Here is a 25,436-nt window from a genome sequence, read left to right as displayed (position 1 = left end):
CTCGCAGAGTTCTCCGTCATCCGCGCTGAGCATGACCGCGGCGGGCCCCGGCCCGGGAGTTCGCGCCCTGCTCGCGGGCGAGAACGGGATGCCGGCCGGGGCCATCGAGGGAGCAGGTGACGTTGCCGACCAGCGGACGGGCGGTCAACCGGCCGTGCTGTGCTCGGTCTCCGGCACCGACAGCAGCCAGTGCACGGCGTTGTCGCGGAAGGACGCGTGGATCGGCACGAGGTCTGGGCCGCTGGTGTCGTCGAGGGCGGTGACGTTGATGCCAATCTCTGGGATGTCGCTGTCGATCGCCGCGAGGCGGCTGCCGCAGGTCGGGCAGAAGCCGCGTTTCGCCTCGCCTTCGAAGGTCTCGTACCAGGTTGGCTCGCCGCCCTCACCGGTCCAGGTGACCGTCTCGAATCCCACCCACCACATCACTGGTGTGCCGCCGAGCTTTTGACAGTGGCGGCAGACACAGGTGTGGGGGAAGACGGCCGGACCTCGGGTTGTGAAGCGGATGCGGCCGCACAGGCAGCCGCCGGTACGTTCCCCGGCTGTTTCGGCTCCCTGGGCGTCGGCGGCGGGGGTGGCGTTCATAAGGTGATCTCCCGGGCGCAATGGGCAAGTTGGGCCCATCAGTGTGCCATCGCTTCCATGATCGCCAGGACGCTGTTGGCGGCTCTGGCGTGGCCCCGGCCGCGTGCGCCGATTTCGGAGGCGTCATGGGCCGGGTGACGAAACCGCGGCTCAGGGGCGTCCGAGGGCGCGGACGGTCCATCCGGCGTCGCGCCAGGTGCCTGCGTTCAGGGTGCCCCCGCCGTCGATGACGCGCGGGGTGGCGGTTCGGGCGGCGACGCGGGGCGGGTCGATACGGGAGGACGAACAGCTGCGACAGCCGGGGGACAACGTCGCGGTCCTGCCGACCCCGAGCCCACCTTCACCGCGGCGAGGGTGGCCCACAGGCGTTTCTCGGCCCGCTCGCGGTTGCCGGAGACCAGCCGTTCCAGCACGGTCACCCCGGGCAGCACCACCTTCTTGTCCACCAGGCGTTTGGTCGCGAGGTCGAGCAGCAGGGTGGGGCGTTCGTTGCCGATCCAGGCCCGCTGGTACAGCCAGCGGGCGAGCGCGAACCAGGCGACCACCCCGGCGGGCACCTCTTCGGGGTTGTTCAGGAAGGTGCCCAGGTAGCGGATGGTGCCGAGCTGGACAGCCCAGCCGATCCGGTTCCGCGCGCAGCGGGTGGCCATCGCCCTGCGGCGCGCGGTCTGATCCAGCAAGAAGGACCCGGCGAGCTGTCCCTCGTCCGGGTCCTCGGTGAAGTGGCCGAAGCGCCTGCGCTGTTCCTCGCTCAGAAAGTTGGTGGGCACCGCCCGCTCCTTGATCGTCAGTGTGATTCGCGCGCGACAGTGCCAGGTGACCTGGCGGAGCGTGAGACGATCCCCGATTCCAGCCCAGAGCATCACCCGACGTGATAGACGCGGTGGCCCTGACAGCGGCGGCCCCGGCGGTGCCCCACCGGGGCGCTACAGTCTCCGCATTCATGCAGATCAGAAGGAGGGGACATGGGCAGACGCTGGGGGGTGGCCTCCATAGCCGTGCTTGCGCTCACGACCGGCTGCGGAGCCGAGGTGCAACGCGGGGCCAACGCCTACGACTACGCGGCTGGATATCTGAGCGGACAGACCGAGCAGAGGGCCGGCGGAGACAAGACCGCCGGGTGCGGGAAGCAGTTCCAGGACTACGAAGCCGCTATGGACGAAAGCCCGAACGCAAAGGTGCGGGAGTATTTCACCCAGGGCTGCGCCGATGGCTTCGACGGAGTTGACCCGGCCATGTGGCCCGAAGGCCAAGCCAAGCCGTAACCCGCACCCGGCAGCAACGGCGGCCACGCGGACTCCCGCGCGCCCGAGCCCCGATCCCCCAGTCGGGACTCGTACCGGCCGCCCGTCCTCGAACGCCACCGAGACGGCCTCTGCTAGCGGTCGCAGGTACTCGCCCGTCGCATCCCGCCAGCCCACCTCGAAACCGTCCATCTGCCACAGGTCCCGCCCACTCCAACTCGCGCAGCCCCATGGACATCACTGTGCAGATCCGCAGGGACTGCGCAGACCGAACGGGAACCCCGCGTCCCCGTGATCGCGGGGCGCGATGGCCACCCCAGCGCTGCGACAGATGAAACCCCTCGCCCTTTCCGGCCACGGAGTGCATCCTGATCAGTTATGCCTCGCACTCGACAAGGGGAAGCGACGTGACCGATACTCTCCAGCCGGACCCAGAGATGCTGGGCGCGGCCATGATTGGCTACTACCAGGCTGTGCAGCGATTCCTGCGGGACGCGACGAGGGTGACCGCGCACGACGACGGCTTCTCCGCCCTTGCCTCCGCGACGGAATGCCTGTTCTGGGCGTGCTCACTTGAAAGCAGATGCGCGAGAACGACGCGACGTACCTGAGCGATGCTGACGACTACGGCCGCAGGCTCGTCCAAGGGGCCCGTTGGGCGCGTAACCAGGCCACCCACCAGCTTGCGTTCATCATCGCCCACTCCGACGGCCCACAGTATCCGCAGCCCGATCCCGCGACGCTGGTCGAAGTGGTGTGGCGGCCCGCCGACGAGATGCCGGCGCCGAACCGGGAGTACCGGAGCCAACGCGAAGCGTACGACCAGCACCTGGCAGGTCATCCCGTACGCATCACCTTTGAGCGCATCAAGGGCTTCTTCGCGTCTGAGCAGAATCGACCCGGCTCGCTGCTCAACCGCACCACTCAAGCGTGAGCCCAGGGCTGTGCTCTTCGCGCGGAGGCGGCGAGAGAAGCGTCGTAACCAGTCAGCTCCTGCACAGCCCTGTTGGAAGTGAGCGGAAAGGGCCTACATTCACCCAGTGTTCAAGGAATTCCTGACTCGCCGGGCTCTGGCCCGCGCGGCGCGAGGACTCGCGCCGCGCATGGAACAAGACGAACAACTCGTCGCCTTCGACATCTGTCGTACCGGCGGCGACCTTGGTGAACTGTTCCGCAACCGCGGTGTACGCGTCGACGTCGTAGTCTCTGACCGGGCGCTGTACCTCGTGCGCAACGGAGATACGCGCACAATGAACCGCCTGCTGTTCGATGACATCGCAAGAGTGAGCTACACACCGCCGCCGTCGCCGGACGACATGGCGGCCGGCCTCCAGTACGCGCTGCTGGGGCCGATGGCCAAGCTCATCGTGGTCCACCTGTGGGACAGCAACTCCTTCGCGTTCATGCCATACCAACGCAACGGCCGTTCCGAGGTCGGCCCCGAACTCTTGACACGCGTGCCGGACAGGACCGTGGCCACGCACCGCATCGAACTGTTGCAGGATGGCCGTGGTGTCACGGTGACCCAGAGCACCGGACGACGCGGCAGCATCGGTTTCAACTGGGACTTCACCCCAGACGACGGCGTGGACGTCGACAGCGAACCGCTGAGCAGCGAGTTCAAGAAGCGCATGTACCAGCTCATGCGGGATGCCGGCGACCCAAACGCAGAGGAGCATGCCACCAGTTGAGCCGAGGGTTTTCGTGGCGCTTCCCATTCTCGTAGCCGGAAGCGCCCTCTCCGCCCTTCTGTCAGCGAACATCGCGGGTCGAGGCCATGCGATTCGCAGTAGTCAGTAGCTCGGGTCAGCGCCGGACCAGTCATAGACACGTCGTTGCTCTGCGTGAACACAGTGTTTGTGTCCTCAGGTCCTCAGCCCGCGCGACGTCTGCCCGGACACCGGCCTGGCCCGCTTCTCAGTTGCCTGTGAGCTCCCTCACACAGAGTGTCCGGATCTCGGCATCACCTACATCGATACCGTCGGCACCCCCCACCTTCAGGACGGACTCGTGCTGGAGGACTTCGGTGGCTTCGGGGACGAGCGCACACTGAGAGGCGTTGTCCCCGTCGATGACCTGGACAACCTGGACGGTCGCATCGAGATCGTCGCAGGAAACGGTGATCGGAAAGTACCGGTCGGCGGCGATGCAGTCACCCGCCTCTGGCACCGGCTGCTCCATGGGGTTGTTGCTCTCGTCGGTGTCCGCGAAGAACGCTCCGTAGACAAAGCCGGCCGCCAGCAGGAGGAGCACGGAACCTGCTATGAAGAGTTTGCCCCCGTGCCATGCGAGGCGCAGCAGCCGTCTGAGCCGTCGTCTTCGGGAAGGTATGTCGGAAGATGGTGAATCCATAACGACGGATTCTGCACCACGAGATCTCGCCACGTCTGGACCTCGGAACCCACTGGTGGAGTTGCTTGCTCCCTGAGCCTGGCTCATGGGCTTACCCCTCGCGCGGGGCCCGGCCGTGAGGACGACTAGGAGGCAGCTGCCGAACGGGTCGACGAGCCGGCCCCTCGCCCCGCTGCCGGGCCACGCACGGCCCGGCAGCAGCACAGAGGCGCGCGCGGTCCGTTCAAGGAGCCACGCGGTCCCAATCCTGGTCGCTGGTCGCGGTGTTGCCCCTAACCTCCCTGGAATGCCTGCAACGTGCGTATTCTGTGGGGCCTGTGGCCCAATGTCCGCCGAGCATGTGTTGCCCCAGTGGATGAGGACAGAGTTCGCGGAGGTCGCGCAGCACGCCATGCGGACCTATCTCTCGCGGCGCACGGCGACCGGGTGGAACGCCCCGCATACCCCGGCGGGCGGGTCCGGTGGGCGGCGGTTCGCCGGCGAGCATCCACCCCCAGGTCGTCAGCGAGATCCGATAGATCCGCGCGGAGGACTTGGCGATGCCCGCGCCGGTGAGGTACCGCTCGACCGCCGCGGTGTACGACGAGGGCGGGGCGGACAGGGGCAACACCCGGGCGCGCGGCAGCCGGAGCGCGCCCCGCTTCCCTGCTCTGCCGCAGTAAATGCGTACACCTCACCCCGACGGCCGGAATCACCCGCCGCAGGTCGCGGTGATCACGGTAGAGGTCCTGCCGCAGTAAATCCGGCATTTACTGCGGCAGTCGCGATCCCCTAGGAGACCTTTCTAGGACTACATCCTTGACGCACCTCCTAGAAGGAGTACCTTGAAGCCATGACGAAGAGCGAAACGCGGCTGATGCCGACGGGAACTTGTTGGTGCGGATGCGGGAACGAGGTCGGCCTCGGCTCCTTCTTCTCCCAGGGACACGACAAGATCGCAGAGGCGGCCCTCCTGGCGGCCCGATACGACAACTCCGTCGCCCGACTCATCGCACACCACGGGTTCGGGCCCGACAACGGCGTCCGCGAGGCGGCTGTCGAGAACGGCAACTGGGAGCGGTGTCCCGGGGCGGACTGCAACTACCTTGGTGCCCCCGCCAGCATCCGCGTCCACCGCAAGAAGGCCCAGCACTAGGTACCAATCTCACCAAGCCCGGGCGGGGGCAGGTCGTTGACCTGCCCCCGCCCGGCTGCAGTACGACACCTACCGCCGAGGACTGTCAGATGCGCCTGGCACGATGCCTAGTATGAGCCCGACACCAGAGCTGACACAGAGGACCCTGACCGCACGCGGCTTCCGCGGCTTCGTGCCGTTCCGTGAACTGCCCGGCAGCAACGTCCCCACCGGGCACGGAATCTACGTGGTGATCCGCGCAGACACCTCGCCCCCGTCGTTCCTCCCCACCAGCCCTGCCGGACACCTCAAGGGCCGCGACCCGTCCGTGACCGCCGACAAGCTCCGCGACGCCTGGGTGGACGGGGCAACGGTCGTGTACATCGGCAAGGCCGCGGGCAAGGACGGACTGAATCAGCGGCTTGCCGACTACCGCCGCCACGGCACCGGCCTGCTGGCCGGCCACTGGGGCGGACGCTACATCTGGCAGCTGGCCGACTCGGACGCACTGCTCGTCGCCTGGCGGCCGACGACCGAGGACGATGCGGGTGAGGCTGAGCAGGACCTGATCGACGAGTTCAAAGAACTCCACGGAGGAGCCCTGCCCTTCGCCAACCTCAGGAACAACGCCCGAAAGGCTCCTGCGACAGACACCAGCATCGGCTAAGAACCTGATGTGGAAGCCCTCTACATGTATAAGTGCGCTTGGGTGACCGGAACCTGTGCTCGCAGAGGGCCGGGGGTTCCCTACCGTCGGAGCATGAGCACCGGAAGGTAAGGAGCAGGCTGCGGCCGGTCTTCATGGCCTGGAGGGGCCGTGCCGCCTGTCTCCATGCCGTTCGGTTGCCACAGGGACAATCACAGTCCCCGCCATTGGCGCGTGAAGCGGCCAATGTAGGGGCGGTGCCGGTAGGGATCATAGTCAGGGGTGGCGTCCAATTCGCGCAGTAGCATGAACTGGTGGGGTGCGCGATGGCAGTCGCGTATGAGGGCCCATTCGGCGGCGACGGGCCACTGGTTGAGCTGGGCTCGGATACCGGGGCGCCATTGCTCCCAGGTCTCGCCGCCGACCCAGCCCAACTCACGCAGTTCCAGCTCGTCTTCACAAAGCCGCAAGTACAGGCGCACGGCTTTGAGTTCCTCGCTGCTGCATGCTGTGCCGTCCTCGGCGACGAGGGCCAGGGAGGGGAAGCCGTCGAGGATTTGCCAGTAGCGTGCGATATATGCGTCTTCGATGGTTTTGACGCGGGCTCTGGCGGCGCTGACCGCGCTGCTGATCAGCGCGATGAGGGCGACGCCTGCAGCGAAGACGGCGACCCAGAATTCTGCGTTCACTTCGTGGAGTCCTCAGGGCAGTAGGAGAGAGGGTCTCTAATCTCGCCAACGGTGACCAAGACGCGGGTCGACAGGGCAAGGCTGTCCCAGCGCTGCCGCCACCTGCCGGGCTCGCGGGTGTACACAACCCACCCGGAGCCAGACGTGTCGTACGCGTTGGCGCGTCCCTTCGGCCACGGGTCCAGGGCCACACGATGACCAGAGTGGCGTGTGGGGTTGATCTGGTTCGTTGACCTCTCGGGACTGAGCGCTGCCCCTCGGATCTCCGCGCCGCACTCGCGGAACCTCCAGCGCGTCGCCTGTGCCATTTCGCCCCCTCACCCCGGCGCTACCCCTCGCCCATCGCCAAGCTGCTCCACGGCCTGATCCGTGCGCGGACCCTACCTCTGCCCGCCCTCGCCACGGAGCACGTCACCGACGGTCTGGCAGGAGTCGACTCTGTGCTGTGCGCGGCGGGCGCGTTCATCCGGGTCTCGCACGAAGAGAGCCTGCCGTCCCGGGTGGTAGGTGCTGACCACCTTCAGACTCCGTTCACGGACAACTCCGGGGTGCGTCTTGAGCAGGCGGCGCCACGCGTCCTGGGCTTCACTGCCCTGGAGAAGCACGACCTCGGCCTTCGGCATCAACCCCAGCAGCTGCTTCAGGACCTCGACGCCGGCCTGAAGCTCGGCCGCCTTCGGCGAGCGGTTGATGTACCAGGGGTAGGCGTTCCAGGGAGTGACGTCTCGCGGCGCGATCCCCGCCCCCTCGAAGAGCTGGACCTGAAGCTCCGCTGTCGGATCGTCGTTCTCCACGCACAGAAATCCGGAGCCGACACCCTCCTGTGTCTTGGGGCCCGGGTCCCGCAGGATCGACAGGGCGCGCGCCTCCACTCCCCCGTGCCAGGGGGCGACGTGCGGCATCCAGCCACGCTCGTCCTGGTCGCGCAAGGCGTCGACCATCTCATTGATCGGACGTACGTGAGGGGCGTAGCGCCCCTGCTCCTGCTCTATCCGGAACGCCTCGTCCCGCATTCGTCTCGCCATATTTCCTCCAACACCGGCTCACACCATCGCGGGGACCCTACCGGGAACGTCTGACCACTGCAGACTGCTCGATCGATCCTGCCCACAGATGCCGGAGAACGAGTCGCGAAGGACGCGACGGAGGCTGCGGGCGACTCTGTTGTCATGGGAAGTCCCGAGTATCACAAAGAGCCACATGCCACCTGGCCATAGCCATACGAGATCTGGCCTCGGCCGCCACCCGCTGTACCGCTCGCCCTCGCGCGGGGTCCGACCCCTAGCATCACGCAGCGCTACATGTCCGTTGGCCGTAGCTATACGAGAACAGGGCACATCGACGTGGCCTGCGGCCAGCTGACCTTCATCGACTGCACCGGTCTGTCCGCGCTGCTGGCCGCCGCCCACGCGGCCAAGGCCGGCGGGAGCGAGCTGCGGCTGCGCGCGGTCCCGCACTCCCTGGCTCGGCTACTGCGGCTCACCTGTACCGGCGGCGCCTTCACGATCGAGCAGCCATAGCTGAGTGAGGACGTGAGCCCCACGGCCTCGAGCTCGGCAACCGGTCCGTCGACATCCTCGCCCGCGTCCAGTCGAACCGGGCCAAGGACTACGTCCGCGAGCTCAATGGCGCCCTCGCCCCCTGGCGGCGCGAGCCGGCCGTCCGCGCGTTCATCCACCGGACCCGCAAGGAGCTTGGCGTCGCCGCGTGACGGCCTCCTCTCCTTAATCGCCGGACGGGCGGAGCGGGATGACGTTGCCGGGGGCAGGTTGGTCCTGGTCGTCGGGGCGCCGGAGGATGAGGACCGCTGCCGCAAGGGCCATCTGCTCCGCTCGATGCCGGGACTCGGCCTCGGCAGCCCGGGAGTCCTTGAGAGCTTCCTTCAGGCGGACAACCTCTTTGCGAAGCCGCCTTTCGACTTCCGGCGTCTGGTGCGTTTCCGCACGTACCCGCGCGTAGAACTCCTCCTTGAGATCGGCGTGGCGCTTTTGCAGAGCCATGCGGTGAACACCGGCCTCTGCGGCGAGCGCAACCACCGTGAGACTGCCGTTGGAGCAGGTGGGCTGGCCGGCCAGGAGGCGGTCCATGGCCGTGCGGATGCGGGAGCGTTCGTCCTCGTGCTGCTGGTTCATGCGATGGCCTCCTCGGCGGACTGGGCGGCGGAGTCGTGGGCGTCGGCGAGAGCGCGGAAGCGGTTGGCGGTCAGGCGAAGTCGGTCACCCAGGGGCTGGGGCACGAGGACTGCCTTCGTATCGAGCCGATCAGCGTGCTCTCGTGCCGCCTGCGCGTAGCTGTCGGTGCGGACCGCGTTGCCGCAGCCGAGCTGGCAGGCGAACTGGTTGGGTGCCGTCGCCCCGGGATCCGGATCGCACAGGGCCGTGTCGCGCTTGAAGGCGCAGATGAGGAAGGAGTCCGGGTTGTCGAAGAGTACGAGGCCGTCGCGCGCGAGGAACTTGGCGGCGGCCTTCGGGGTGGTCAGGGCGCCTTCGAAGCTGGGGAGCGAGGTTGCTCCGATGAGAGCCCGTCGAGCGGCCGGGCCGGAGATCTTCTCGCCGGCCGCAGTAGCGTCGCGCAGCCGTGCTGCGGTCTGCGCGGCGGCGAGAGCGGTCTCGACGTCGAGCTCCCCGTGGAACCCCCGGCGACCGCGGTTGCCGTAGCCGGTGGAGGTACGGGCGTCCAGGGCGGTGCGCATGTGTCCGTACTGGATGGCGAGGGCGACCAGACCGCCGGGGCGGCGGGCGATGTGCCAAGCCAAAGTTCTGCGCAGGCGACTCAGTCCAAGGTTGCCGTGCGGGTCCTCCGGCACCATCTGGGCGGGCAAGCCCTGGGCGGTGGCCTCCTGGTTGATCCACGACACGAGATTCTCGACGCGGCGGTCCAGGGTGCCCCGCTTCAGCGCACCGTGGTGCTTGCGCTGGGAGACGACATCGTGGTGGGTGGAGCTGAACAACAGCTCGCCCTTGGGGACGATGCGCTCCAGAACCCGGATGGCGTTCACGACGGGGGTGATCGCGACCCAGGGGACGGCGCGCTCCTCACCAGCGGAGATGTGGTGGCCGTCCGAGTCGCGCACGTTCTTGAAGTGGTGGGCCCGGATCAGATGCCGCGGCATGGAGCCGTCGGGGTTCGGTTGCGGGTCCGGGCAGCAGCCGGACCGCAGCGACCGCGCCTCCTGGGGGCGCATCCCGGTCAAATACAAGATCACGATGGCGGCGGCCGTGGCCAGGTGCCGCACCAGAATCGGCGTCTCCTCGTAGTCCATGAACTCGCGCCAGGTCCGCCCCTCGATCCGGCCCGTCACCGGCACCTGCATCGGGCTGGGGCCGGGCCGCCGGGCGGCGAGCTCACGGAGCCCGCGCCGAGTAGCGAAGTCGTGGACCTGGTTCCAGCTGGCTCCCGTGACCGCCGCGACGTAGTGATGGGCCAGGGTAATGCCGTGCTTTCGGCTCACGGTGGCGGGCAGGAGAGCCCCGGCATCAACCAGCGGCTGCAGATAGTTCTTGACGGCCGCCAGACCCCCTCGGGTGCTCGGCGTGGCCGTCACGCGGGCGTGCATGCGGCAGCGCTCGGCCCAGGCGGCCAGAATGTCGTCGGAGAAGTCCTCGACCATGCGGATCGACCAGGTCAGCAAAGGACCGATCACGGTCGGGTCCAGCGGCTCAGTCTTGTTCTCCCCGCCCGCCTCGCCCGTCGAGGCCGGCAGGTAGTCGTCGATGCCCTCGCTCTCCCAGGGCGGCTGCGTAACGCCGCAGGGGCTGGCCGACAGCTGGTCGAAGGCCCACAGGTCCGAGAGCCAGCGCAGAACCGTCTGGGCATGAACGCGCGTGCAGCCGCTGGTGCACTTGGCGGCGTACGCCATCCAGTGCTCCATGGTGCAGTCACTGACCTGGGACACGCCTTGCCGGTCGAGCCAGCGCGCGAACTTCATCCACTGCAGGATGTTGTCGCGCATACTGATCACGCCGTCGCGTGACCGGTTCTGAAAGCCCCGTTCCTGCACGTAGGTGGGTCGCAGTTCGCCGTTGACCAGGACCCAGATGAGGCGCCGGAACTCGCTCCGCAGGGTGGCGGGGCACCTCCTCAAATTGATCTTGTGGATGCTGTCCCCGGGGTTATCGATCAGCGGTCCCATCGACCAGACGTCGTCGCTGTACCGGGAGTTGGGGTGGGTGTTGCCGGCGCTGATCCACCGGTCCAGGACCACCGGGCTCTCCGGCCCCGGCAGGGGAAGGATGTAGGGATCGGCCTCGAGGGTCAGAGCTGTCGTCACGGGGCGAGGTCTCCCTTGAGCAGATGGTCGACGATCATTTGGTCGCGGTCGGTGATCCGGGCCAGAGCAGCGTCCCAGGTGCTCTCATTGACCTTTGCCCGCAGATCATCGAGTCGCTGGAGGTGTTCGTCCCATCGCTTGCGCCAGATTTTCTCCGGCCAGCCGGAGCGGAGCGATATCAACTGGCGGCGCAGGATCGCGAGACGCGGGTGGTGGCCGGTGTGGACCCGGGAGTTCTCGCAGGACAGACAGAGCAGGAAGTCGGCGCCACAGCCCCCGCTCGGGTCCGGCCAGGGGCTGGTCTCCTCGTCCGCGCAGTCCGCGGTTGCGGTCTCCTGATGGGCCGCGTCGGCCGCGTCCGTGAGCCGCCCCTTGAAGGTGTAGTCGCGGGCCTGTTCGAGGGCCTCCTCGGCGCCGGCCGCGATCACGCCCACGGCGGCCTCCTGGACGTTCTCGTCGGGCAGGACGTAGATGCTCTCGTGGGTGCCACGTTTGTGCTGCAGTGGCTTGCCCGTGGTGGTGACGGTGGTCCTGCGGGCGCGTTGGAAGGGCGAGCCGATCTTGTGAGTTCTCGCCCATACTCGTGCATCGGCCTTGGACACCCCGAAGCACAGCGGGCCGACGTTCCGGGGCCGGTCCAGATTGGAGTCCACGTCAGTACGGCGCCGATTGCGGGCGACCATCAGCAGGTCGTGGCCGGGTGACAGGGCGGCGGCCAAGGCCCGCCCGTGTTGCGTGGCCTCCAGGGCCTGGGTGATGAGCCGGCCCGGCGAGTCCGCGCCGGAGTCGGTGTAGTTCTCCGTATCGAACCAGCGCCCCTCTCCCGAGCGGCGCTTCTCCACCAGGACCTCGTAGGTGACCGTGGCCGTCTCTCCCACGGACGGGGTCATAGCGGGCACGTGCAGGCGGTCGTAGACCGACAGATTCCAGCCGTATCGGTCCGTCATCATCACGGCCAGGGACGTCAGTTCCGACCGGCTCAGGAACAGCCGGCCGGTCGTCTTCCCGCGGTTCTTCCCGCGCAGCAGCCCTTCGGCTCGGGTGTAGACCTTCCCCTCTTTGTCTGGGTACCCGGGCAGTTCGCCCGTGGCGGCGATGTGCTCGAGGGCCGCCCCGATCCTCCAGTCACGGTTGTCCGGGTCCAGTGCGCCCGACCGGTAGCGGGCCAGCAGCGTGGTGTTCTCCCGGATCCGCAGCAGCGCGGCACGGAACTGCCGTTCGGCGGCCAGCAGCACCTGGTCGCGCTCCGACGGCCGGTAGGACTGCTTGGAGGGCTTGCCCTTCTTCGCAACGGGGCGGGCCAGTTCCTCGGCGGCCAGGCCCTGCGCCAGCCGCGGCTCGCGCTTCAGCAGCGTACGCATCTTGGCCAGGGCCTCGCGCCCACCGGGGCTGTCCTTGTGGTTGTTGCGCCAGAGCCGGAGCGTGGCCGAGGTAAGGTCGCCGAGATCCTCGGCCGGATGCCCCTGGTCCTTGAGGAACCGGGCGAAGACCTCCACGGACCGCCAATACGACTCACCGCTCGCGTGGCTGTTCCACCCCATGGACTGCTCGGCGAACGCGCGCGCAAGAGAGCAGCGCATCGGCTGGGGCACGGCAATCGCGGAGAAGTCGAAGACGCGCTCGAAGCCTTCCTTGTTCACCACGGTGACCTGTAGTCCGTCGGCGGCGATGCGCTGGGTCGCCTGGAAGTCCGCCGGCGGCAGGACGGCCCTGCGGCCCCGCCCGCTCACGATGTCTCCGCGACGGGGAGGGCATCGAACAGCACCTCGATGTCCTGGATCCCGGAAGTTTCCCGGGCCAGCCGGGTGAACAGGCCGTTCAGGTCCTTCGTCTGGTCCGTCTCGCCGTGCTCGTCCTCGGTGTCGAAGGCGAGGATCGACTCCAGCTGCAGGTGCATGACCGGGTTGAGGTAGTGCTCCTTCGTCGTCTCAACGTCCCGGTGTCCCAACAGGGTCTTCACCAGCCACCACGGGTCGCCGTAGAGCTGAGCGAAGTCGCGCCGGTCCGCGGCGGTCAGCCCGTACTTCTTGTCCATGAGCTCGTTCAGCACGACCAGCATGTAGAGCGCCATGGAGTGACGCGCGGAATGCGGCGTCGCATACGGGACCTTCCCCCGTACCGCAGCCGACCTCAACGGCCGCGGGACCTCTCGCTCCTCCGGCGTCAACAGAGCTTCCTCGCACCGCTGGTTGGCCTGCCGGAACACCGTGTTCCACCGGTCCGGCAGCATCGGCATGCCCTGCTCGGACAACCACAACCACGCCGGTTCCGGGCCGTGTGGTCCCTCGACGAACAGCCACTGCCTCTCGCGCCAGTCCAGCAGGCTCAGTTCCCGCCTGCCTGCCGTCCCATCCCGCTCCACCCAGTGCACGACCGGAACCGGGCCAAGCGTCACGTCCGTGACCAGCCGCATCAGCGACAGCTTCTCGTAGCGGCCCTCCACCTGGGCGCGCTGGATAGCCCACGCCCGCTCGGACTCGCTGTAGGCACCGAGCTGGCGTACAGACTCGATCGACGCGTAGTAGGTCCGGTCACGCTTCGACCGCGAAAGGGCGCTGGCCACCAGGCCATGGCAGTAGCGTCCAGATCGAAGACGCCGGGTCGGCACTTCGAACGTCAGCATCGCGCCGGCCTCCTGCCGTCGCAGGCCCGAGCTCAGCGTCAGCCCCACGAACGCGGTGTTCCGCAGTTCGGTTCGCCCGTCCCAGCCGGGCAACGGCGCCCCGTCTCGGCCAACTCCTCGCAGGCCCAGGTCTTGCCACAGACCCCAAGTACGCGGAGTCAGCCACGACACCCGAGAGCTTCGCGCACTTGCTGATCGGTCCGCGCGACGACCCACATCTACCGGGAGAGGGCTGACCTTCGCCCATTTGTAGAGCTGGGTCAGCGCAGCTGCCTCCCGGTTCCACTTCGTTCCGCCGATCCGCTGAGGATTCAACGGAGAGTCGACGCGGAATTCCTTGTACGCCCGCAAGTCCGCAATTGTCGCAGCCCGCCAGGGAACACCCCGCCGCCAAAGCCACGACAGCAGCAAACGGATGTCTGTCGCGTAATTCCGACGCGACTCCCGTTCCAGGTCGCGGAAATCCGGCGAGAGGGCGAACTGCAACAACTCCGCGTCCACGACGAAATCAGGTCGAACGAATACCGGATCGCCTGGGCGAAGCCCCACCGCGTCCAAGGCCGCCGGCAGGTCGCGGACCCCCAGCACCCCCTCCTCCGGAAGCGGCCCCCACCGCTCCGGATCCGGCACAAACACCAGCCACCACTCGTCCATCTGCCACCCCTGTGAGCCCCTTGAACTCACTCAATCATCAGGGAAGCAGGTGTGGGGGTCGTCCGGAATACCGGACGCCTCGTACGCGTGATCGCCACACTGGCAACGCCCAGTCCACAGGTCTGGGACGACGATTCGTTCGGCCACAGGGACGGCTCCTTTGGTCCGGGAAAGCTGATACCGGCGGCAGTGTGCCGCACCCAGGCGACATCGCGCTGGCGTTCGACACCGGCCGACCCCCACGGGGTGGCGAGTCCACTCTTGAAGGCGAATATCCGTACGGGCCTTCACGGTTCGGCGTCCCTCTACGCAAGGGTCACGCGTGTGCGGCGGGTGGCGCCCCGCCTCCGTTCGCATCGGACACGCGCCCATGACAAAGCCCCCGGAATCAGTGGGTGAATTCCAGGGGCTTTGCGGAGGGCCGTGGGTGGGTCAGCTCGCGGAGGAGCCGTCGTCGGTGGAGTCGTCCGTGCGTCGGCGACGGGCCGCGAAGAGAGCGCCTCCGCCAGCGACGATCAGGACTCCGGCGCCGCCGATCAGCCACGGGGTGGCGTCGGCGCCGGTGTGCGCGAGCGAGCCGGAAGGAGCCGGCGACGCGGACTCGTTGGAGGTCGGAGTACCCGAGGCAGACGGCGCCGGGGTGTCCTCATCCCTGCCGGGCTTGTCCGGGGAGGGCTTGTCGCTTGGCTTCTCGGTGGGCTTGTCTGTCGGCTTCTCCGAGGGCGGCGGGGTGGTGGCGGTCTTGGCGTTGGTGACGGTCACGGTCACGGGATCGCCCGGCTTGGCCTTGAACGCCTTCGAGGGCTTGTAGATGTTGTAGCCGGCAGGTGCCTTGACCTGCTTGACCCAGAAGTCCGTGCCGGTACGGGAGTTGATGGGCAGCTTGCCGCTGGCCGTTCCGTCGGCGCCGGTGGTCAGCGTCAGTATGGTTTTGTCGCCGCTGCCGATGTTGACCGTGGATCCGGGCAGCAGCTTGCCGGTCTTGTCGTCCTTGCCCTTCACCAGGACCGAGGCGGCCTTGAACGGGTCGACGACCGTGAGCCGGGTGGCGTTGCCCGGGGTGACGATGACGTCCTGGTCATCGGCGGTGTCGTGAAGGCTGCTGCCGCTGGAGATTTCTTTGAGGCGGTAGACGCCCGGCGCGAGGTCGGAGAAGGTCAGTTTCCCCTGTGCGTCGGTCTTGCCCCGTCCAGCTTCTTGGCCGGCGGAGTCGAGCAGGAGGAACGCGGCGCCGAGGAGCGCGTCCCCGGCCGGGTCCTTGGTGATGATCTCGACGCTGCCCGCGTCCGGGGCCGGTGTCTCGGCGGAGGCCGAGGGGGTCGGTTCGGAGGGCTGGGCGCTCGCGGCCGGCGCCCAGGTGAGGGTGCCGGTCACCGCGACGGCGACGGCGGCGGATCGAACGAAGAGAGCGTGCACGAGGAGGAGGACTCCTTGGATCAGAGGGTGGGGAAGGTCATCGGGTTCGGCTGGCAACCGGGGCGGGAGGTGGCGGGGCGACAGGTGTGCTGCCGTGAGGCTGCTTGGGTGTCGTGGTGGCGATGTAGAGGGCGCTGCGGGTGTGGACGGGGACGTCCTGGACGGTGCGGTGCAGTGGCTCGGTGGAGATCAGCGAGGCGGTGAAGGCTGCGACGAGCGTGGTGGGCGTGCCGAACGAGAAGCGTGCCGTCCAGTGCGGCTCGCTGGGGTGTCCGCCCCAGGCCCGCCAGGCCGGCCCGCTGGAGCCGCTGATGGCGTAGCGGTGGCGTAGGCCGCCGAGTCCTTCCGGGGTGAGGAACGTTTGTGTGCCGTCGGTCTTGACGTCGTGGCTCCACCCGCCGGTGAGCAGCGGCACGTACGCCTCGTGCGGTGCCGTCTCGTCCCGGAACAGCCGGTCGTGGTCGCTGTGCCGGTCTTCGAGGTAGAGGTCGAGCAGTTCGGTGTGGACGTCGTGCAGCAGCTCGACGGGGGTGGCGGCGTCGAAGGTGATCCGCCAGGCCGGTGGGGTGAACGGGGCCTGGTGGGCGCTGACGGTCCACGTGCCCTTGCCGCGCTGGTCGGGCTGGGGGTCGTAGGTGGTCTGCAGTCGCAGGCACGGGCTGAACGCCGTGGCCGTGCCGTCGTCGGTCTGGGCGAACGGCCAGCCCTCGTCGTAGGGGAAGGCCCATGCGGTACGCGGGTCGACGGCGCCGGGCCCGGCGAGGTGGCGGGGAAGGACCTGCACGGTTTGGGCGGGGTCGAGGTTTTCAAAGGGGTGGCTCATCACGGGCAGGGCTCCTGCTGGAAGGGTGCGGAACGCGGGGCCTGGCCGTGGGGCGCGGCTCAGCGGGCGCGGGTGCCGCTGCGGGTGACCGGCGCGACGGGCGCGGTCTGCGCGGTCCGGCCTGCGGCGCGGCTCGGCGCGGACGCGGTCCAGGCGCCCGGGAACCAGACGGCGGTGTACTGCTCGATGGCGTCGCGCAGCCCGGTGGTGACGGCTCCCTCCCACGGGGGCCGGCCGGGGCGGTGGTACTTGTCGAAGGTGCCGTGCTGCTTGGTGTTCGGCCGGGTGTTGGTCGCTTCGTCGCGGCGGTGGAACGTGCCGTGGTCGAGGAAGCTGAGGGCGACGGCGTCGATCTCGCCGCGGGCCGGGTGGACGACCGCCAGGCGTAGGCCGCCGTAGGTGTCCGCGTGGATGGTGCCGGTGAAGTCGATCCGCAGCCGCAGCGGTGTGCCGGGGACGGGGGCGGCGAAGTACGTGTTGCCCACGACCGTGCTGTTGTGGAACGGGAGGCACAGCTCGGCGAAGAACTCGGGGGCCTGCAGGGACAAGAGGGGTCTCCGATGGGGGTCGGGCTGGTCCTATCGGCGTGGACGGGGCAGGGCCGGTCGGCTGGTGGTGCTCCAGCGCGGGACGCTGGCCGCGGGGAGCGCGGCCGGGCGGCGGGATGCGGCGGCCCTCCGCACGTCGAGCGGGGTCGGGGCCGGCGGTCCGGGCGGAAGGATCGGGGTGAGCTGGGCCATGCCCTTGATGTAGCTGAAGGTCTCCTCGCGCCACCGGGGCAGGGGAGCCGGATCGGCGACGCACTCGGTGATGGCGGTGAGCAGGGCGACGGGAGTGTCGGTGCTGGCCGTGGCGTACCAGACGGGCCGGTCGATGGACTTGCCCGCCCACATCTGCCACCGGGCGTCGCGTGTGGTCAGCTCGGTTTCCGGATCGAGGTCGCCGGTGGTGAACTCCAGGCCGGCGAACCCGTCGGGGGACTGGACCGCGAAGACGCCCCAGCGCGGGCGGTCGATCTCCCAGCCCTGTTTCAGCACGGGCACGACAGCCAGAAAGGGATCGTGCTCGTCGACCCCGGCGGCCGGCCTGGCGAGGTAGGCGTCCGGGCCACGCTCGTACGCCTCGGCGAGTGCGGTGGTGAAGGCGCGGACGAACTCGGTGGGGACGCGGTCGTTGAAGCAGACGCCCCACTCCGGCGGGCCGAACGAGTCCTTGTAGGCGTTGATGCGCCACAGCCCGTCGTCGTCTCCCTCGGGCAGATAGCCGAGTCGGACGCGGTGATCGGGCGCGGTGACATACACGTTGCCGAGGTCGTCGTGACGCAGGTCGAAGCCGAGCGCGAGCAGCGGTTCCAGAGCCGGGTCTCCGGTGTAAGTGCTGGCGGCGAGGTAGCGGGGGGAGACGTAGACGTCGCCGTCGATCTCTTCGGTGTCGGGCACGAAAGTCCTGAGGGTTGGGGCCGAGGGGTGAGCGGCGCGGTGCGCAGTCAGGAACCGGTGCTGGCCGCGAGGGCAGGCAGCAACTGCCGTTCCAGGTAGGCGGATTGGCCGGTGTAGTGGAGGGTGCGCAGGTCCAGCTGGGCGGCGGCCCGGCAGTTGTCCTCGCGGTCGTCGACGAACAGCACGCGTGCTGGCTCGGCGACGCCGGTGGCGGCCAGGGCGTGTTCGTACGCGGCCGGGTCGGGCTTGCACAGGCCCAGGCGGGCGGAGTACAAGGCGTCGTCCATCAGCTCGCGCCGCCAGACGGTGGCGTCCAGGACGTCGCTGAGGTGGGCCGGGGCGTTGGAGAGCAGCACCATCGGCAGCTCCGCGGCCCGGGCGCGGTACAGGACATCGAGGACGCACGGATCGGTGCGGGTCCACATGGCGGTGTCGGCGGCCCGCAGGGTGCGCAGCCACCGTGGGCCGGGGTGGTGTCCGAGGACCTTGGCCCAGTAGGCGAGATCGCTCAGTTCCCCTGCGTCGTATGCGTTGCGGGGAGCCCAGAAGGCGTCCTGGAACGAGGGGAGATGCCGGTCGGGCCACTCGGCGAGGTCGGCGAGACGGGTCCACATGGCGGTGCTGGGCTGGAGACCGAGGACTCCGTTGTAGTCGAGGATCAGGGCGTCCACGCCGCTCGGGGAGGCGGAGGTGCGGGTCAAGGGGTCGTTTTCTCCAAGGCTTTGGGTGCGAGCACGGCGACGCTTGCGGCGAGGAGGGCGGGCAGCAGCAGCGCGTGCGGCAGTGCGGTGACGGTGGTGAGAGCGCCGATGAGGGCGGGGCCGGCGAGCAGGCCGACGTAGCCGGTGACCGCGACGGTGGCGACCGCGCGGGGTCCGCCAGTGCCGGCGGCGGTGATCAGGCTGGGGATCGTGACGGACATGCCCAGGCCGAAGGCCGTCCAGCCGAGGAGGGCAGAGACGGTGGTGGAGCCGGCCAGTCCGGTGGCGAGGCCGAGCGCGGCCAACGCGGCGCCGGTGCGCACGACGGTGTCCGCGCCGAAGCGGGCGGTGAGCCGGTCTCCGGCGAGACGGCCTACGGCCATGGCGGCGCTGTAGAGGCCGTACGCCGCGGCGCTGGTCGCGGCTGTCGCGCCGAGGTCGTGCAGGTGGACGGAGGCCCAGTCGGCAGCGGCTCCTTCGCCCAGCAGCGTGGCGGCGGCAAGCGCGCCGAGCAGCCACAATCGGTGCCGGGACAACCTCCTCGGCTCGGGTGAGCCCGGTGCAGCACCGTGGTGGACGGGCTCGAGTGCGGGGCTGGCGACGGTGCGGGTGAGTCGCGTGGTCGCGCCTGCCGCAGCAGCGGCGCAAGCTGCCACTGCGGCGAACAGAACGGTGTGTGAGGTGTGGGCGGTGGTGGCGGCGAGTGCGGCGCCGAGGAGGGCGCCGAGGCTGTAACTCGCGTGCAGCCGGCCCATGATGGGGCGGCCGTGGACGTCCTGGCACCGGACCGCGGCGGCATTGGCTGCGACGTCAAGCACGCCGTGCCCGATGCCGAAGGCGAACGCCGCTGCCAGGAGGCTCTCCAGACTGGAGCAGAGCCCGAGGACGGCAAGACAGGCGGCGAGGGCTATAGCACCGCCGGTCAGCAGCGCGGGCAGACGGGCCGGGCGGGCGAGACGTCCGCCTGCCTGGAGTCCGGTGACCATGCCGAGGGCGGCGGCCAGCAGGACCAGGGCAAGCCCGGCGGTACTCGCCTTGGCGGCGTTCTGGACGGCGGGCATGCGCGCGCCCCAGACGGCCATCACCACACCCAGTCCGGCGAAGTACCCGGTCAGCAGGCGGCGGCTGCGCACCAGCTCGGGTACTGCGGTCTGTCTCACGCGGCGCCCTGGCCGGTAGTAAGGGCCGTCGGCGGGACCGGGGCGACCTGGACGTCGAGGTTGCGGTACGCCTCCTGGGCGCGGGCTTCGGCGATAGTGGCGGTCGGCCCGGTGGTGATCAGGAAGCCGATGCGGGCGGTGTACAGGTCGCCGCCGTCCTGTGGCAGTACGAGCGGGTCGCCGGCCTGTCGCTGAAAGCGCACGCGCTCCACTCCCCCGACGTGTGCCGTCAGGCGGCGGGCGGTGAGGGTGCCGGAGTAGGCGGGGTAGATGAAGCGGATCGCCGCCCCCTGGTGGCGGTTGGGCGTCAGGTCGGGGGTATGGCCGCAGGCGATGTCGGCGGCGGCACGGGCGAGGTCGACGCCGGTGGCCAGGTGGACGAGGTGTCCGATCATGTCGCCGCCCAGGCGTGCGTTGACCTCGATCAGGCGGGGCCGGTCGCCGATCAGGCGCATCTCGACGTGCTGCACGCCGTCGGTGATTCCCAGGGCCTTGATGGCAGCAGCGGCGGTCGGCGCCACCGTTGAAAGGAGCGGATCGGCGGCGTCGACGGTGTGACCTGTCTCGTCGAAGTAGGGGGCGGGGCCCAGGCGCTTGCGGGTCACGGCGACGGCGGTGGTGGTGCCGCGGTGGGTGACGCATTCGACGGAGACCTCCGGTCCGTCGAGGTACTCCTCGACCAGGACGCCACTGTCCTCGCGGCTGCGGCGTGCGCCGGCCGAGGCGAACTCGAAGGCTGCGGGCAGCTCTTCGGGCCGGTCGATGCGGATCACGCCGATGCTGCCGGCCGCTGCGGCGGGCTTGATGACGGCGGGGAAGCCGAGGGTCCTCGTCGCCCGTTCAGCCTCCTGCAGGGTCCGGGCGGTCATCGAGGCTGCCGACGGCACTCCGTGGCGGGCGAACAACGTGCGGGCGGTGGCCTTGTTGCGGCAGGCCCTCATCACCTCGACGGAGTTCGCGGCCAGACCGAGCGCGCGGGCGAGGCGGGCGGTGGGGACGAGGTTCCATTCGTCCCAGGTGACGACGCCGGCAAGGTCGTGTCGTTCCGCCAGAGCCCGGCCGGCGGAGAGGAGCGCGGTGGTGTCGTTCAGATCGGCGACGGCGTGGTCGACGATGTGCGGCTTCTCCCACGATGGCTCGGTGCCGGTCAGCAGGACGATGTCGTACGCGGCGGCGACCTGCTCAAGGCAGTAGCCGCGATCCGCCTCATCGCCCGGGGAGACGACGAGTACGAGGGGGCGAGCGGACAAGAAGGGGTTCTCCGAGTCGGTAGGCGGCAGGACGAGGGAAGGGAAAGGGGGTGTTTCAGGCGGCGCGGCGGCGGCGCAGCTCGAACACGCCGGCCCAGTGGGGGTGGTCGTCGATCAGGCGGCGGGCGTAGAGGGCGGTGTAGTTGTTGTTCAGCCCGGCGACGCCGTACGGGAGTTGGCGGCGCAGTTCTTCGAAGAGGTCCTTGAGGCTGACCCGTGTGGCGCCGGCGGCAAGGCGGCGGGCGGCCATGCGTTCCAGCGCGCGGTAGACGTGCGGGTTGTGCGCGTCGAAGGCGTGGAACTGTTCGGTGATGGTGCGACCGCTCGCGCGGTTCGTCCCGAGGACGGCGGTGGGCATGAGGTTCTCCACAGGAGGGGAAAGCGCGGCAGGGTCAGGTGCGCAGGGCGGGATCGGTGCGCAGGCGGGCGAACGCGTACAACAGGCCGAGGGCCTGCAGACCGGCGCAGACGGTGATGACGTGGCCCAGCGCGTCGGGCGGGGTGAGCGCGGTGAGTACGCCGGCGACGGGGAAGGGCAGCAGGAGGACGAGGATGGTCGCCGACAGGGTGCTGCCGAACTTCTCCGGGGGGATCAGGCGGGAGCGCAAGGTGCGCAGGACCACCGTCATGCCGCCGTCGGCCGCCATGAGGACCGCGACCAGGACCAGGTAGGACAGGTAGTCGGGGGCCTGGGCGGCGGCGAGGCAGGCGAGCGAGGCGAGGGCTGCGCAGACGGCGCCGACCGGCCACAGGCCCCGCCGGTCGAGCGCGAAGCGGCAGAGCGTGACGCTGAGGAGCGTCGCTGCGGCGGCTGCGGACCAGACCAGGCCGACGGCCGTGGTGGACTGCCCGAAGTGCTTGACAACGATTACCGGACCGGCCGCTTGCAGGAGTCCGGTGGCCAGGTTGGACAGGGTCAGCCCGGTCACCAGCCAGCCGAGCGCCGGAAGAGAGCGGATGGTGCGCCACCCGGTGAGGAGTCCGGCGCCGGACTGTCCCTTCGGCGCGCGGGCCGGGGCAACGGGTGAGGGGGGTGTGCGCAGGGCGAGCATCGCGGCGAGAAGTGAGAGCACCGTGATCACCGCGAGCATCGTCGGCGGCCCGGCGAGCAGGAGCAGTCCGGCGAGGGCGGGGCCGACCAGGGTCGCGGTCTGGTCGATGCCGAGCAGGGCCGCCTGGACGCGGTGGGCCCGCTTTCCTGCCCGTCGGCCGGCGGCGGCGCCCGCGGTCTCGGCCGCGATGTAACTGAACTCGGTGAGCACGCCGGTCGTCGCCGCCAGCACCAACACCGTTGCGGTCGCCACAGTGCCGGACGGGTGGCAGTGGAGCAGGACCGCGCCGGCGGCGAGGGCCAGCGCGCGTCCCAGGGAGGCGAGGTGGAAGACGACGGCCGCCCCGCGCCGGTCGACGATGGATCCGGCCCACCCGAACGCCGCCAGCCGCGGGATCCACTCCAGGGCGAACGCGGCGCCCGTCAGCGCGGCGGAGCGCGTGGTGGCCAGGACCAGCAGCGGGATGCCGTAGGTGGACATCGCAAACGCGAGAGCGTCCGCCGTGCGCGGCAGGTAGATGCTGCGCATCAGCCCGGCGGTGTGGCGTGCATTCCGGGGTGCAGCCGCTGTGCTCACGCGGCCGGCTCGGGCTCGGACACCTGGGTGATCTGGGGGTTGCCGGCCAGCCACTGGATCAGGAGGATGCGGGGACGGACAAGGTCCGCTTCGGCCTCGTCGCTGGGCAGCCGCGCGGCGGCGGCCCGCTGCGGCAGGCCGTCGGCGCGCTCGGTCGCGAGCGAGGGCGCCAGGAGGTCGAGGACGTGGCGGACACGACTGCTGAACTCGCAAACCGGTGCCGGGTAGGCATGGCGTCGAGCCCAGCGCGCAGCCGCGTCGTATAGGTCGGCCAGCTCCGAACCCGACTCGGTGAGTTCCAGACCGGCGCCGGGCGCGGTCCGGACGAGACCGTGGGCGCGGGCCGCTTCGGCAGCGCGGCGCAGTTGGTGCGAGGAGAGGTCGGGGAGGGTACCGGCCAGCCGTCGCGGCGGTATCGCCCCGTTGTCGTCGATCTCGGTGACCAGGCGGATCAAGGAACGCGAAGCCAGCAGCTCGACCGCGTTGCGTACTTCGGCAGAGGTGAAAAAGGTAGTCATCGGCGCGGACCTCCCGCCGGGATGGCTGCCTTCGGCCGGGCGGCCGTGGCATGGGAGAAGAGATCGCGGTTGTGCCACGCCGGAGAGGACTCACCCGTCCGGGCCTGCGGGAGGGTTACGGGGGCCGGCCGGGACTGGCTGCTGACCCACGGCCTCGGCGCGAGCTTCGCCTGCGGATGCCCCCAGACCGGGTGCTGGGCCGCCTGGTTGAGGGGCTGTCCGGCACACCATGCGGACAGGGCGCCGAGAACGGGACTCAGGCCGTCGCCCGCCGCGGACAGCCGGTAGGGCAGGCCGAGGCCCTCGGTGTCGACCAGGCCGTCGGCGACGAGCTGTCGCAGCGGCGGGTAGATGTTGGTCCAGTCGCTGCTGGGCATCACGATCCGGGCCAGGGCCCGCCCGCTGACCTCCTCGCGGGACTTCAGCACCCACAGGATGGCGGCGGCGTGCCGCCGGGTGAGCAGGGTGAGGCTGTCCTCGATCTGCTCGATCGCGGGCAGCGGGCGGTCCGCCTTCTCCAGATGCTCCTCGGCCCAGGTGACGATCACCGGCAGGACCGGCAGCAGGGCGACCCCACGCTCGGTGTGGCCGTAGGTCACATGCCGTGCGGTGTGTTCGGTGCGCTCGACGAGCCCGGCGTCGCACAGCGACTTGAGCTTGGGATGGAGCTGGCCGTTCTGCAACCAGGACACCTTGGCCGCCAGCTCGCTATAACGCTGTGGCGGGCCGGAGAGTGCCAGCAGGATCCTCACGTTCCAGCGCGGGGTGATCATAGCGAGGGCCTCGGTGACCCGGGCGATGTCGGCATCGGTGTCGGGAGGCAGCGCGGTGATGGCCAAGGGGAGGAACTCCTGGGTGAGTAAAGGGAAATCGCCAGCGGATCAGCGGCTGTGTGCGGTGCTCTGGGCCGGAAGTGGTGGAGCCGGAACGGGTGGCGAGGGAGTCGGCGGGGTCGGGGCTGGGGCCGGGACGCGGGCCAGGCTCTGCAGAACGGCGGCGACCGACTTGGCCTGGACGTCGCGGACTGCGACGGCTTCGGCGAGCCGGCGGGAGCCATCGAGGAGATGGGAGACCTCGTGTCGGCCGATCTGCCGCTCGGGGTGGATGAGCCGGGCGAGGTGGTCGCGGTGGAAGTCGATGCTCCGCTCGGCGAGGGCGAGGTCGTGGTGCATGCCGAGCAGGGCGGAGAGCATGCCGGGCGGCTGGTCCTGGGCGTGGGCTTCGAGGTCGGCGAGCGGCGCGCCGTAGAGGTCCTCGATCCGTCCGGCTATCTCGGTGGACGTGAGGTGAGACAAGCGGGGGCTTTCACGGTCGGCGGGCCCGGGCCACCCCGGCACGCTGAGGTGCCGGGGCGGCGGACGGGGGCAGGGCTGCGGTGACCCTGAGTTGTGCCGTACGGACGGGACGGGCCCGCTGGTCGGGCGGAGGCATGGTGCGCAGCAGCTCGCCGAGGGCGGCGCGGTAGCCGTCGCGGGCATCCAGCGCCGCCTCCAGCCACCGCGCGTCGAAGCGGAGCTTGTCCGCCGACAGCTCGCCCATGTCGCGGTCCGGATCCATGTCGGCGCACACGCGGTCGCGGACGCGGGCGACCTGCTCCTCGGTCAGAGCCAGAAAGGAACGCAGTTCCAGGGCACGGGCGAGGGCGGGAGAGGCATCGTGGCCCACTGCCGCCTCGTACAGCTTCGAAACGGGGCTCCCGAAGACTTTCTCCAGGTCGCCGTCCATCGTGCTGGACTTGACCCTCCTCAACGGACGGGCCTTCCTGTCCGCCCCGCCGACGCCGGCGCGGGTGTACCCGCGGGTCGGTGGGGAGCGCTGGTCTGCACCGCGGGCCCGGTTCGGGGGCGAAGGCGGGCGAGCCGTTCGGCGGCGAGGTCCTTCTTGCCCGGAGCGTCCGGGTCGAGGAGCCACCGCACGACCAGAGCCCGGCCGTCGCGTGCGGTGACAGCCGCGTTCACGCTGTGGGCAAGGCCCATCGTCGGGTCGTCGACCTCGCTGGGCTGGGTTTCCAGCGCGGCGAGGAGGTCGTCCTCCGCGCGCTCGAGCAGGGACTGAGCCTCGACGAGAAGGCCGTGCCACTTGACGACGTCGGTGGCGTCAGGGTTCACGGTCGGCGCGGCGGCGACCGCGGCCTTCAACTGGTCCATGTCCATGGCGAAGCGCGCTTCGATCCGTTCGGTGAGCACGCCCACGACATCCTCAGCCTCATCGGATATGCCGTCGGACAAAAGAGAAACTCCTTTTCTAGAAAGACCGGTGCCTGGGGGGAATGCGAGGGGGCGGCCGTACCCGGCGGCTCAGCCGCTTACGGGCACCTGCTGAAT

The 25,436-nt window shown here is 69.5% G+C and carries 29 protein-coding genes; 6 read left to right on the top strand and 23 right to left on the bottom strand.

Features of this window, described 5'->3' with window-relative positions; genetic code table 11:
- Positions 1-144 precede the first annotated feature (144 nt).
- Both C6376_RS32115 and C6376_RS32110 read right to left on the bottom strand, forming a co-directional pair.
- A complete protein-coding gene (locus C6376_RS32115) occupies positions 145-585 on the bottom strand; it encodes a GFA family protein (protein WP_107446579.1) in 441 nt (146 codons plus the stop codon).
- Between the two features lie 206 nt (positions 586-791).
- Positions 792-1,355, bottom strand: a complete 564-nt coding sequence (locus tag C6376_RS32110) for a DUF4158 domain-containing protein (protein ID WP_159083325.1) — start codon at positions 1,353-1,355, stop codon at positions 792-794.
- A 195-nt stretch (positions 1,356-1,550) separates the two neighbouring features.
- On the opposite strand from C6376_RS32110, the gene C6376_RS32105 reads away from it, so the two are divergent.
- From C6376_RS32105 to C6376_RS32095, 3 genes are all read left to right on the top strand, one after another.
- Positions 1,551-1,850, top strand: a complete 300-nt coding sequence (locus C6376_RS32105) for a hypothetical protein (protein WP_107446577.1) — start codon at positions 1,551-1,553, stop codon at positions 1,848-1,850.
- Positions 1,851-2,412: 562 nt separating this feature from the next.
- Positions 2,413-2,763 carry a hypothetical protein gene (locus tag C6376_RS32100; RefSeq protein ID WP_107446576.1) on the top strand — a complete coding sequence of 117 codons (351 nt, stop codon included), beginning with the start codon at positions 2,413-2,415 and terminating at the stop codon, positions 2,761-2,763.
- Positions 2,764-2,869: 106 nt separating this feature from the next.
- Entirely contained in the window at positions 2,870-3,520 is a 651-nt protein-coding gene (locus tag C6376_RS32095) for a hypothetical protein (protein ID WP_159083324.1), read from the top strand.
- A 226-nt stretch (positions 3,521-3,746) separates the two neighbouring features.
- Here the strand turns inward: C6376_RS32095 and C6376_RS32090 are convergent, their stop codons facing one another.
- Positions 3,747-4,082, bottom strand: a complete 336-nt coding sequence (locus C6376_RS32090) for a hypothetical protein (RefSeq protein WP_107446574.1) — start codon at positions 4,080-4,082, stop codon at positions 3,747-3,749.
- 931 nt (positions 4,083-5,013) lie between these two features.
- On the opposite strand from C6376_RS32090, the gene C6376_RS32080 reads away from it, so the two are divergent.
- Both C6376_RS32080 and C6376_RS32075 read left to right on the top strand, forming a co-directional pair.
- The gene (locus C6376_RS32080) at positions 5,014-5,316 is read left to right on the top strand and encodes a hypothetical protein (RefSeq protein ID WP_229826027.1); all 303 of its coding nucleotides are present in this window, start codon (positions 5,014-5,016) and stop codon (positions 5,314-5,316) included.
- Between the two features lie 112 nt (positions 5,317-5,428).
- Positions 5,429-5,962 (top strand): hypothetical protein, encoded by a 534-nt coding sequence (locus tag C6376_RS32075; RefSeq protein ID WP_254076156.1) that lies wholly within the window; start codon positions 5,429-5,431, stop codon positions 5,960-5,962.
- Positions 5,963-6,153: 191 nt separating this feature from the next.
- Here the strand turns inward: C6376_RS32075 and C6376_RS32070 are convergent, their stop codons facing one another.
- Together C6376_RS32070 and C6376_RS32060 are read right to left on the bottom strand one after the other, a co-directional pair.
- The gene (locus C6376_RS32070; RefSeq protein ID WP_107446572.1) at positions 6,154-6,630 is read right to left on the bottom strand and encodes a hypothetical protein; all 477 of its coding nucleotides are present in this window, start codon (positions 6,628-6,630) and stop codon (positions 6,154-6,156) included.
- Between the two features lie 380 nt (positions 6,631-7,010).
- Positions 7,011-7,655, bottom strand: coding sequence for a uracil-DNA glycosylase (locus C6376_RS32060; protein WP_107446570.1), 645 nt, complete (start codon positions 7,653-7,655; stop codon positions 7,011-7,013).
- Positions 7,656-7,931: 276 nt separating this feature from the next.
- Between C6376_RS32060 and C6376_RS32055 the strand changes: the two genes are divergently transcribed.
- On the top strand, positions 7,932-8,150 hold the full coding sequence (locus C6376_RS32055; RefSeq protein ID WP_107446569.1) for an STAS domain-containing protein: 219 nt from the start codon (positions 7,932-7,934) through the stop codon (positions 8,148-8,150).
- 204 nt (positions 8,151-8,354) lie between these two features.
- Here C6376_RS32055 and C6376_RS32045 read toward each other — a convergent pair whose 3' ends face one another.
- The 18 genes from C6376_RS32045 to C6376_RS31960 all read right to left on the bottom strand — a co-directional run bounded on the left by C6376_RS32045 (position 8,355) and on the right by C6376_RS31960 (position 25,340).
- On the bottom strand, positions 8,355-8,762 hold the full coding sequence (locus C6376_RS32045; protein WP_107446568.1) for a hypothetical protein: 408 nt from the start codon (positions 8,760-8,762) through the stop codon (positions 8,355-8,357).
- A complete protein-coding gene (locus C6376_RS32040) occupies positions 8,759-10,900 on the bottom strand; it encodes an integrase (RefSeq protein WP_107446567.1) in 2,142 nt (713 codons plus the stop codon). Before C6376_RS32040 ends, C6376_RS32045 begins: the two co-directional genes overlap by 4 nt.
- Entirely contained in the window at positions 10,897-12,630 is a 1,734-nt protein-coding gene (locus tag C6376_RS32035) for a hypothetical protein (RefSeq protein ID WP_107446566.1), read from the bottom strand. Before C6376_RS32035 ends, C6376_RS32040 begins: the two co-directional genes overlap by 4 nt.
- Positions 12,627-14,177 carry an integrase gene (locus tag C6376_RS32030; RefSeq protein ID WP_107446565.1) on the bottom strand — a complete coding sequence of 517 codons (1,551 nt, stop codon included), beginning with the start codon at positions 14,175-14,177 and terminating at the stop codon, positions 12,627-12,629. Before C6376_RS32030 ends, C6376_RS32035 begins: the two co-directional genes overlap by 4 nt.
- A gap of 432 nt (positions 14,178-14,609) precedes the next feature.
- Positions 14,610-15,593 (bottom strand): SpaA isopeptide-forming pilin-related protein, encoded by a 984-nt coding sequence (locus tag C6376_RS32025; protein ID WP_107446564.1) that lies wholly within the window; start codon positions 15,591-15,593, stop codon positions 14,610-14,612.
- Between the two features lie 37 nt (positions 15,594-15,630).
- A complete protein-coding gene (locus tag C6376_RS32020; protein ID WP_254076155.1) occupies positions 15,631-16,416 on the bottom strand; it encodes a DUF317 domain-containing protein in 786 nt (261 codons plus the stop codon).
- Positions 16,417-16,475: 59 nt separating this feature from the next.
- Positions 16,476-16,964, bottom strand: coding sequence for a hypothetical protein (locus tag C6376_RS32015; protein WP_107446562.1), 489 nt, complete (start codon positions 16,962-16,964; stop codon positions 16,476-16,478).
- A gap of 30 nt (positions 16,965-16,994) precedes the next feature.
- Positions 16,995-17,855, bottom strand: coding sequence for a DUF317 domain-containing protein (locus tag C6376_RS32010; RefSeq protein ID WP_107446561.1), 861 nt, complete (start codon positions 17,853-17,855; stop codon positions 16,995-16,997).
- Positions 17,856-17,902: 47 nt separating this feature from the next.
- A complete protein-coding gene (locus C6376_RS32005; RefSeq protein ID WP_107446560.1) occupies positions 17,903-18,556 on the bottom strand; it encodes an HAD family phosphatase in 654 nt (217 codons plus the stop codon).
- Positions 18,553-19,716, bottom strand: a complete 1,164-nt coding sequence (locus tag C6376_RS32000; protein ID WP_107446559.1) for an MFS transporter — start codon at positions 19,714-19,716, stop codon at positions 18,553-18,555. The genes C6376_RS32005 and C6376_RS32000 overlap by 4 nt, the downstream gene beginning before the upstream one ends.
- Positions 19,713-20,966, bottom strand: coding sequence for an ATP-grasp domain-containing protein (locus C6376_RS31995; RefSeq protein ID WP_107446558.1), 1,254 nt, complete (start codon positions 20,964-20,966; stop codon positions 19,713-19,715). Before C6376_RS31995 ends, C6376_RS32000 begins: the two co-directional genes overlap by 4 nt.
- A gap of 55 nt (positions 20,967-21,021) precedes the next feature.
- Entirely contained in the window at positions 21,022-21,324 is a 303-nt protein-coding gene (locus tag C6376_RS31990; RefSeq protein WP_107446557.1) for a hypothetical protein, read from the bottom strand.
- A 34-nt stretch (positions 21,325-21,358) separates the two neighbouring features.
- Positions 21,359-22,594: an MFS transporter gene (locus tag C6376_RS31985; RefSeq protein WP_107446556.1), complete on the bottom strand. Its 1,236-nt coding sequence runs from the start codon at positions 22,592-22,594 to the stop codon at positions 21,359-21,361.
- Positions 22,591-23,112, bottom strand: coding sequence for a hypothetical protein (locus C6376_RS31980; protein ID WP_061334519.1), 522 nt, complete (start codon positions 23,110-23,112; stop codon positions 22,591-22,593). Before C6376_RS31980 ends, C6376_RS31985 begins: the two co-directional genes overlap by 4 nt.
- The gene (locus C6376_RS31975; protein ID WP_107446555.1) at positions 23,109-23,951 is read right to left on the bottom strand and encodes a winged helix-turn-helix transcriptional regulator; all 843 of its coding nucleotides are present in this window, start codon (positions 23,949-23,951) and stop codon (positions 23,109-23,111) included. The genes C6376_RS31980 and C6376_RS31975 overlap by 4 nt, the downstream gene beginning before the upstream one ends.
- A gap of 42 nt (positions 23,952-23,993) precedes the next feature.
- On the bottom strand, positions 23,994-24,407 hold the full coding sequence (locus C6376_RS31970) for a hypothetical protein (protein WP_173985779.1): 414 nt from the start codon (positions 24,405-24,407) through the stop codon (positions 23,994-23,996).
- Between the two features lie 10 nt (positions 24,408-24,417).
- A complete protein-coding gene (locus C6376_RS31965) occupies positions 24,418-24,861 on the bottom strand; it encodes a hypothetical protein (protein WP_061334513.1) in 444 nt (147 codons plus the stop codon).
- Entirely contained in the window at positions 24,858-25,340 is a 483-nt protein-coding gene (locus C6376_RS31960) for a hypothetical protein (protein ID WP_061334511.1), read from the bottom strand. The genes C6376_RS31965 and C6376_RS31960 overlap by 4 nt, the downstream gene beginning before the upstream one ends.
- Positions 25,341-25,436 lie beyond the last annotated feature (96 nt).

The sequence above is a fragment of the Streptomyces sp. P3 genome (genome assembly GCF_003032475.1).
GTDB lineage: Bacteria > Actinomycetota > Actinomycetes > Streptomycetales > Streptomycetaceae > Streptomyces.
The sequence above is the reverse complement of the archived record's forward strand: the minus strand, read 5'-3'. Positions and strand labels throughout refer to the sequence as shown.

Excerpts from the sequence above, each read along its gene's own strand:
- C6376_RS32115 (WP_107446579.1), bottom strand. The coding sequence starts at position 585 with ATGAACGCCACCCCCGCCGCCGACGCCCAGGGAGCCGAAACAGCCGGG.
- C6376_RS32105 (WP_107446577.1), top strand. The coding sequence starts at position 1,551 with ATGGGCAGACGCTGGGGGGTGGCCTCCATAGCCGTGCTTGCGCTCACG.
- C6376_RS32100 (WP_107446576.1), top strand. The coding sequence starts at position 2,413 with ATGCGCGAGAACGACGCGACGTACCTGAGCGATGCTGACGACTACGGC.
- C6376_RS32080 (WP_229826027.1), top strand. The coding sequence starts at position 5,014 with ATGACGAAGAGCGAAACGCGGCTGATGCCGACGGGAACTTGTTGGTGC.
- C6376_RS32075 (WP_254076156.1), top strand. The coding sequence starts at position 5,429 with ATGAGCCCGACACCAGAGCTGACACAGAGGACCCTGACCGCACGCGGC.
- C6376_RS32060 (WP_107446570.1), bottom strand. The coding sequence starts at position 7,655 with ATGGCGAGACGAATGCGGGACGAGGCGTTCCGGATAGAGCAGGAGCAG.
- C6376_RS32055 (WP_107446569.1), top strand. The coding sequence starts at position 7,932 with ATGTCCGTTGGCCGTAGCTATACGAGAACAGGGCACATCGACGTGGCC.
- C6376_RS32045 (WP_107446568.1), bottom strand. The coding sequence starts at position 8,762 with ATGAACCAGCAGCACGAGGACGAACGCTCCCGCATCCGCACGGCCATG.
- C6376_RS32030 (WP_107446565.1), bottom strand. The coding sequence starts at position 14,177 with ATGGACGAGTGGTGGCTGGTGTTTGTGCCGGATCCGGAGCGGTGGGGG.
- C6376_RS32020 (WP_254076155.1), bottom strand. The coding sequence starts at position 16,416 with ATGAGCCACCCCTTTGAAAACCTCGACCCCGCCCAAACCGTGCAGGTC.
- C6376_RS31990 (WP_107446557.1), bottom strand. The coding sequence starts at position 21,324 with ATGCCCACCGCCGTCCTCGGGACGAACCGCGCGAGCGGTCGCACCATC.
- C6376_RS31980 (WP_061334519.1), bottom strand. The coding sequence starts at position 23,112 with ATGACTACCTTTTTCACCTCTGCCGAAGTACGCAACGCGGTCGAGCTG.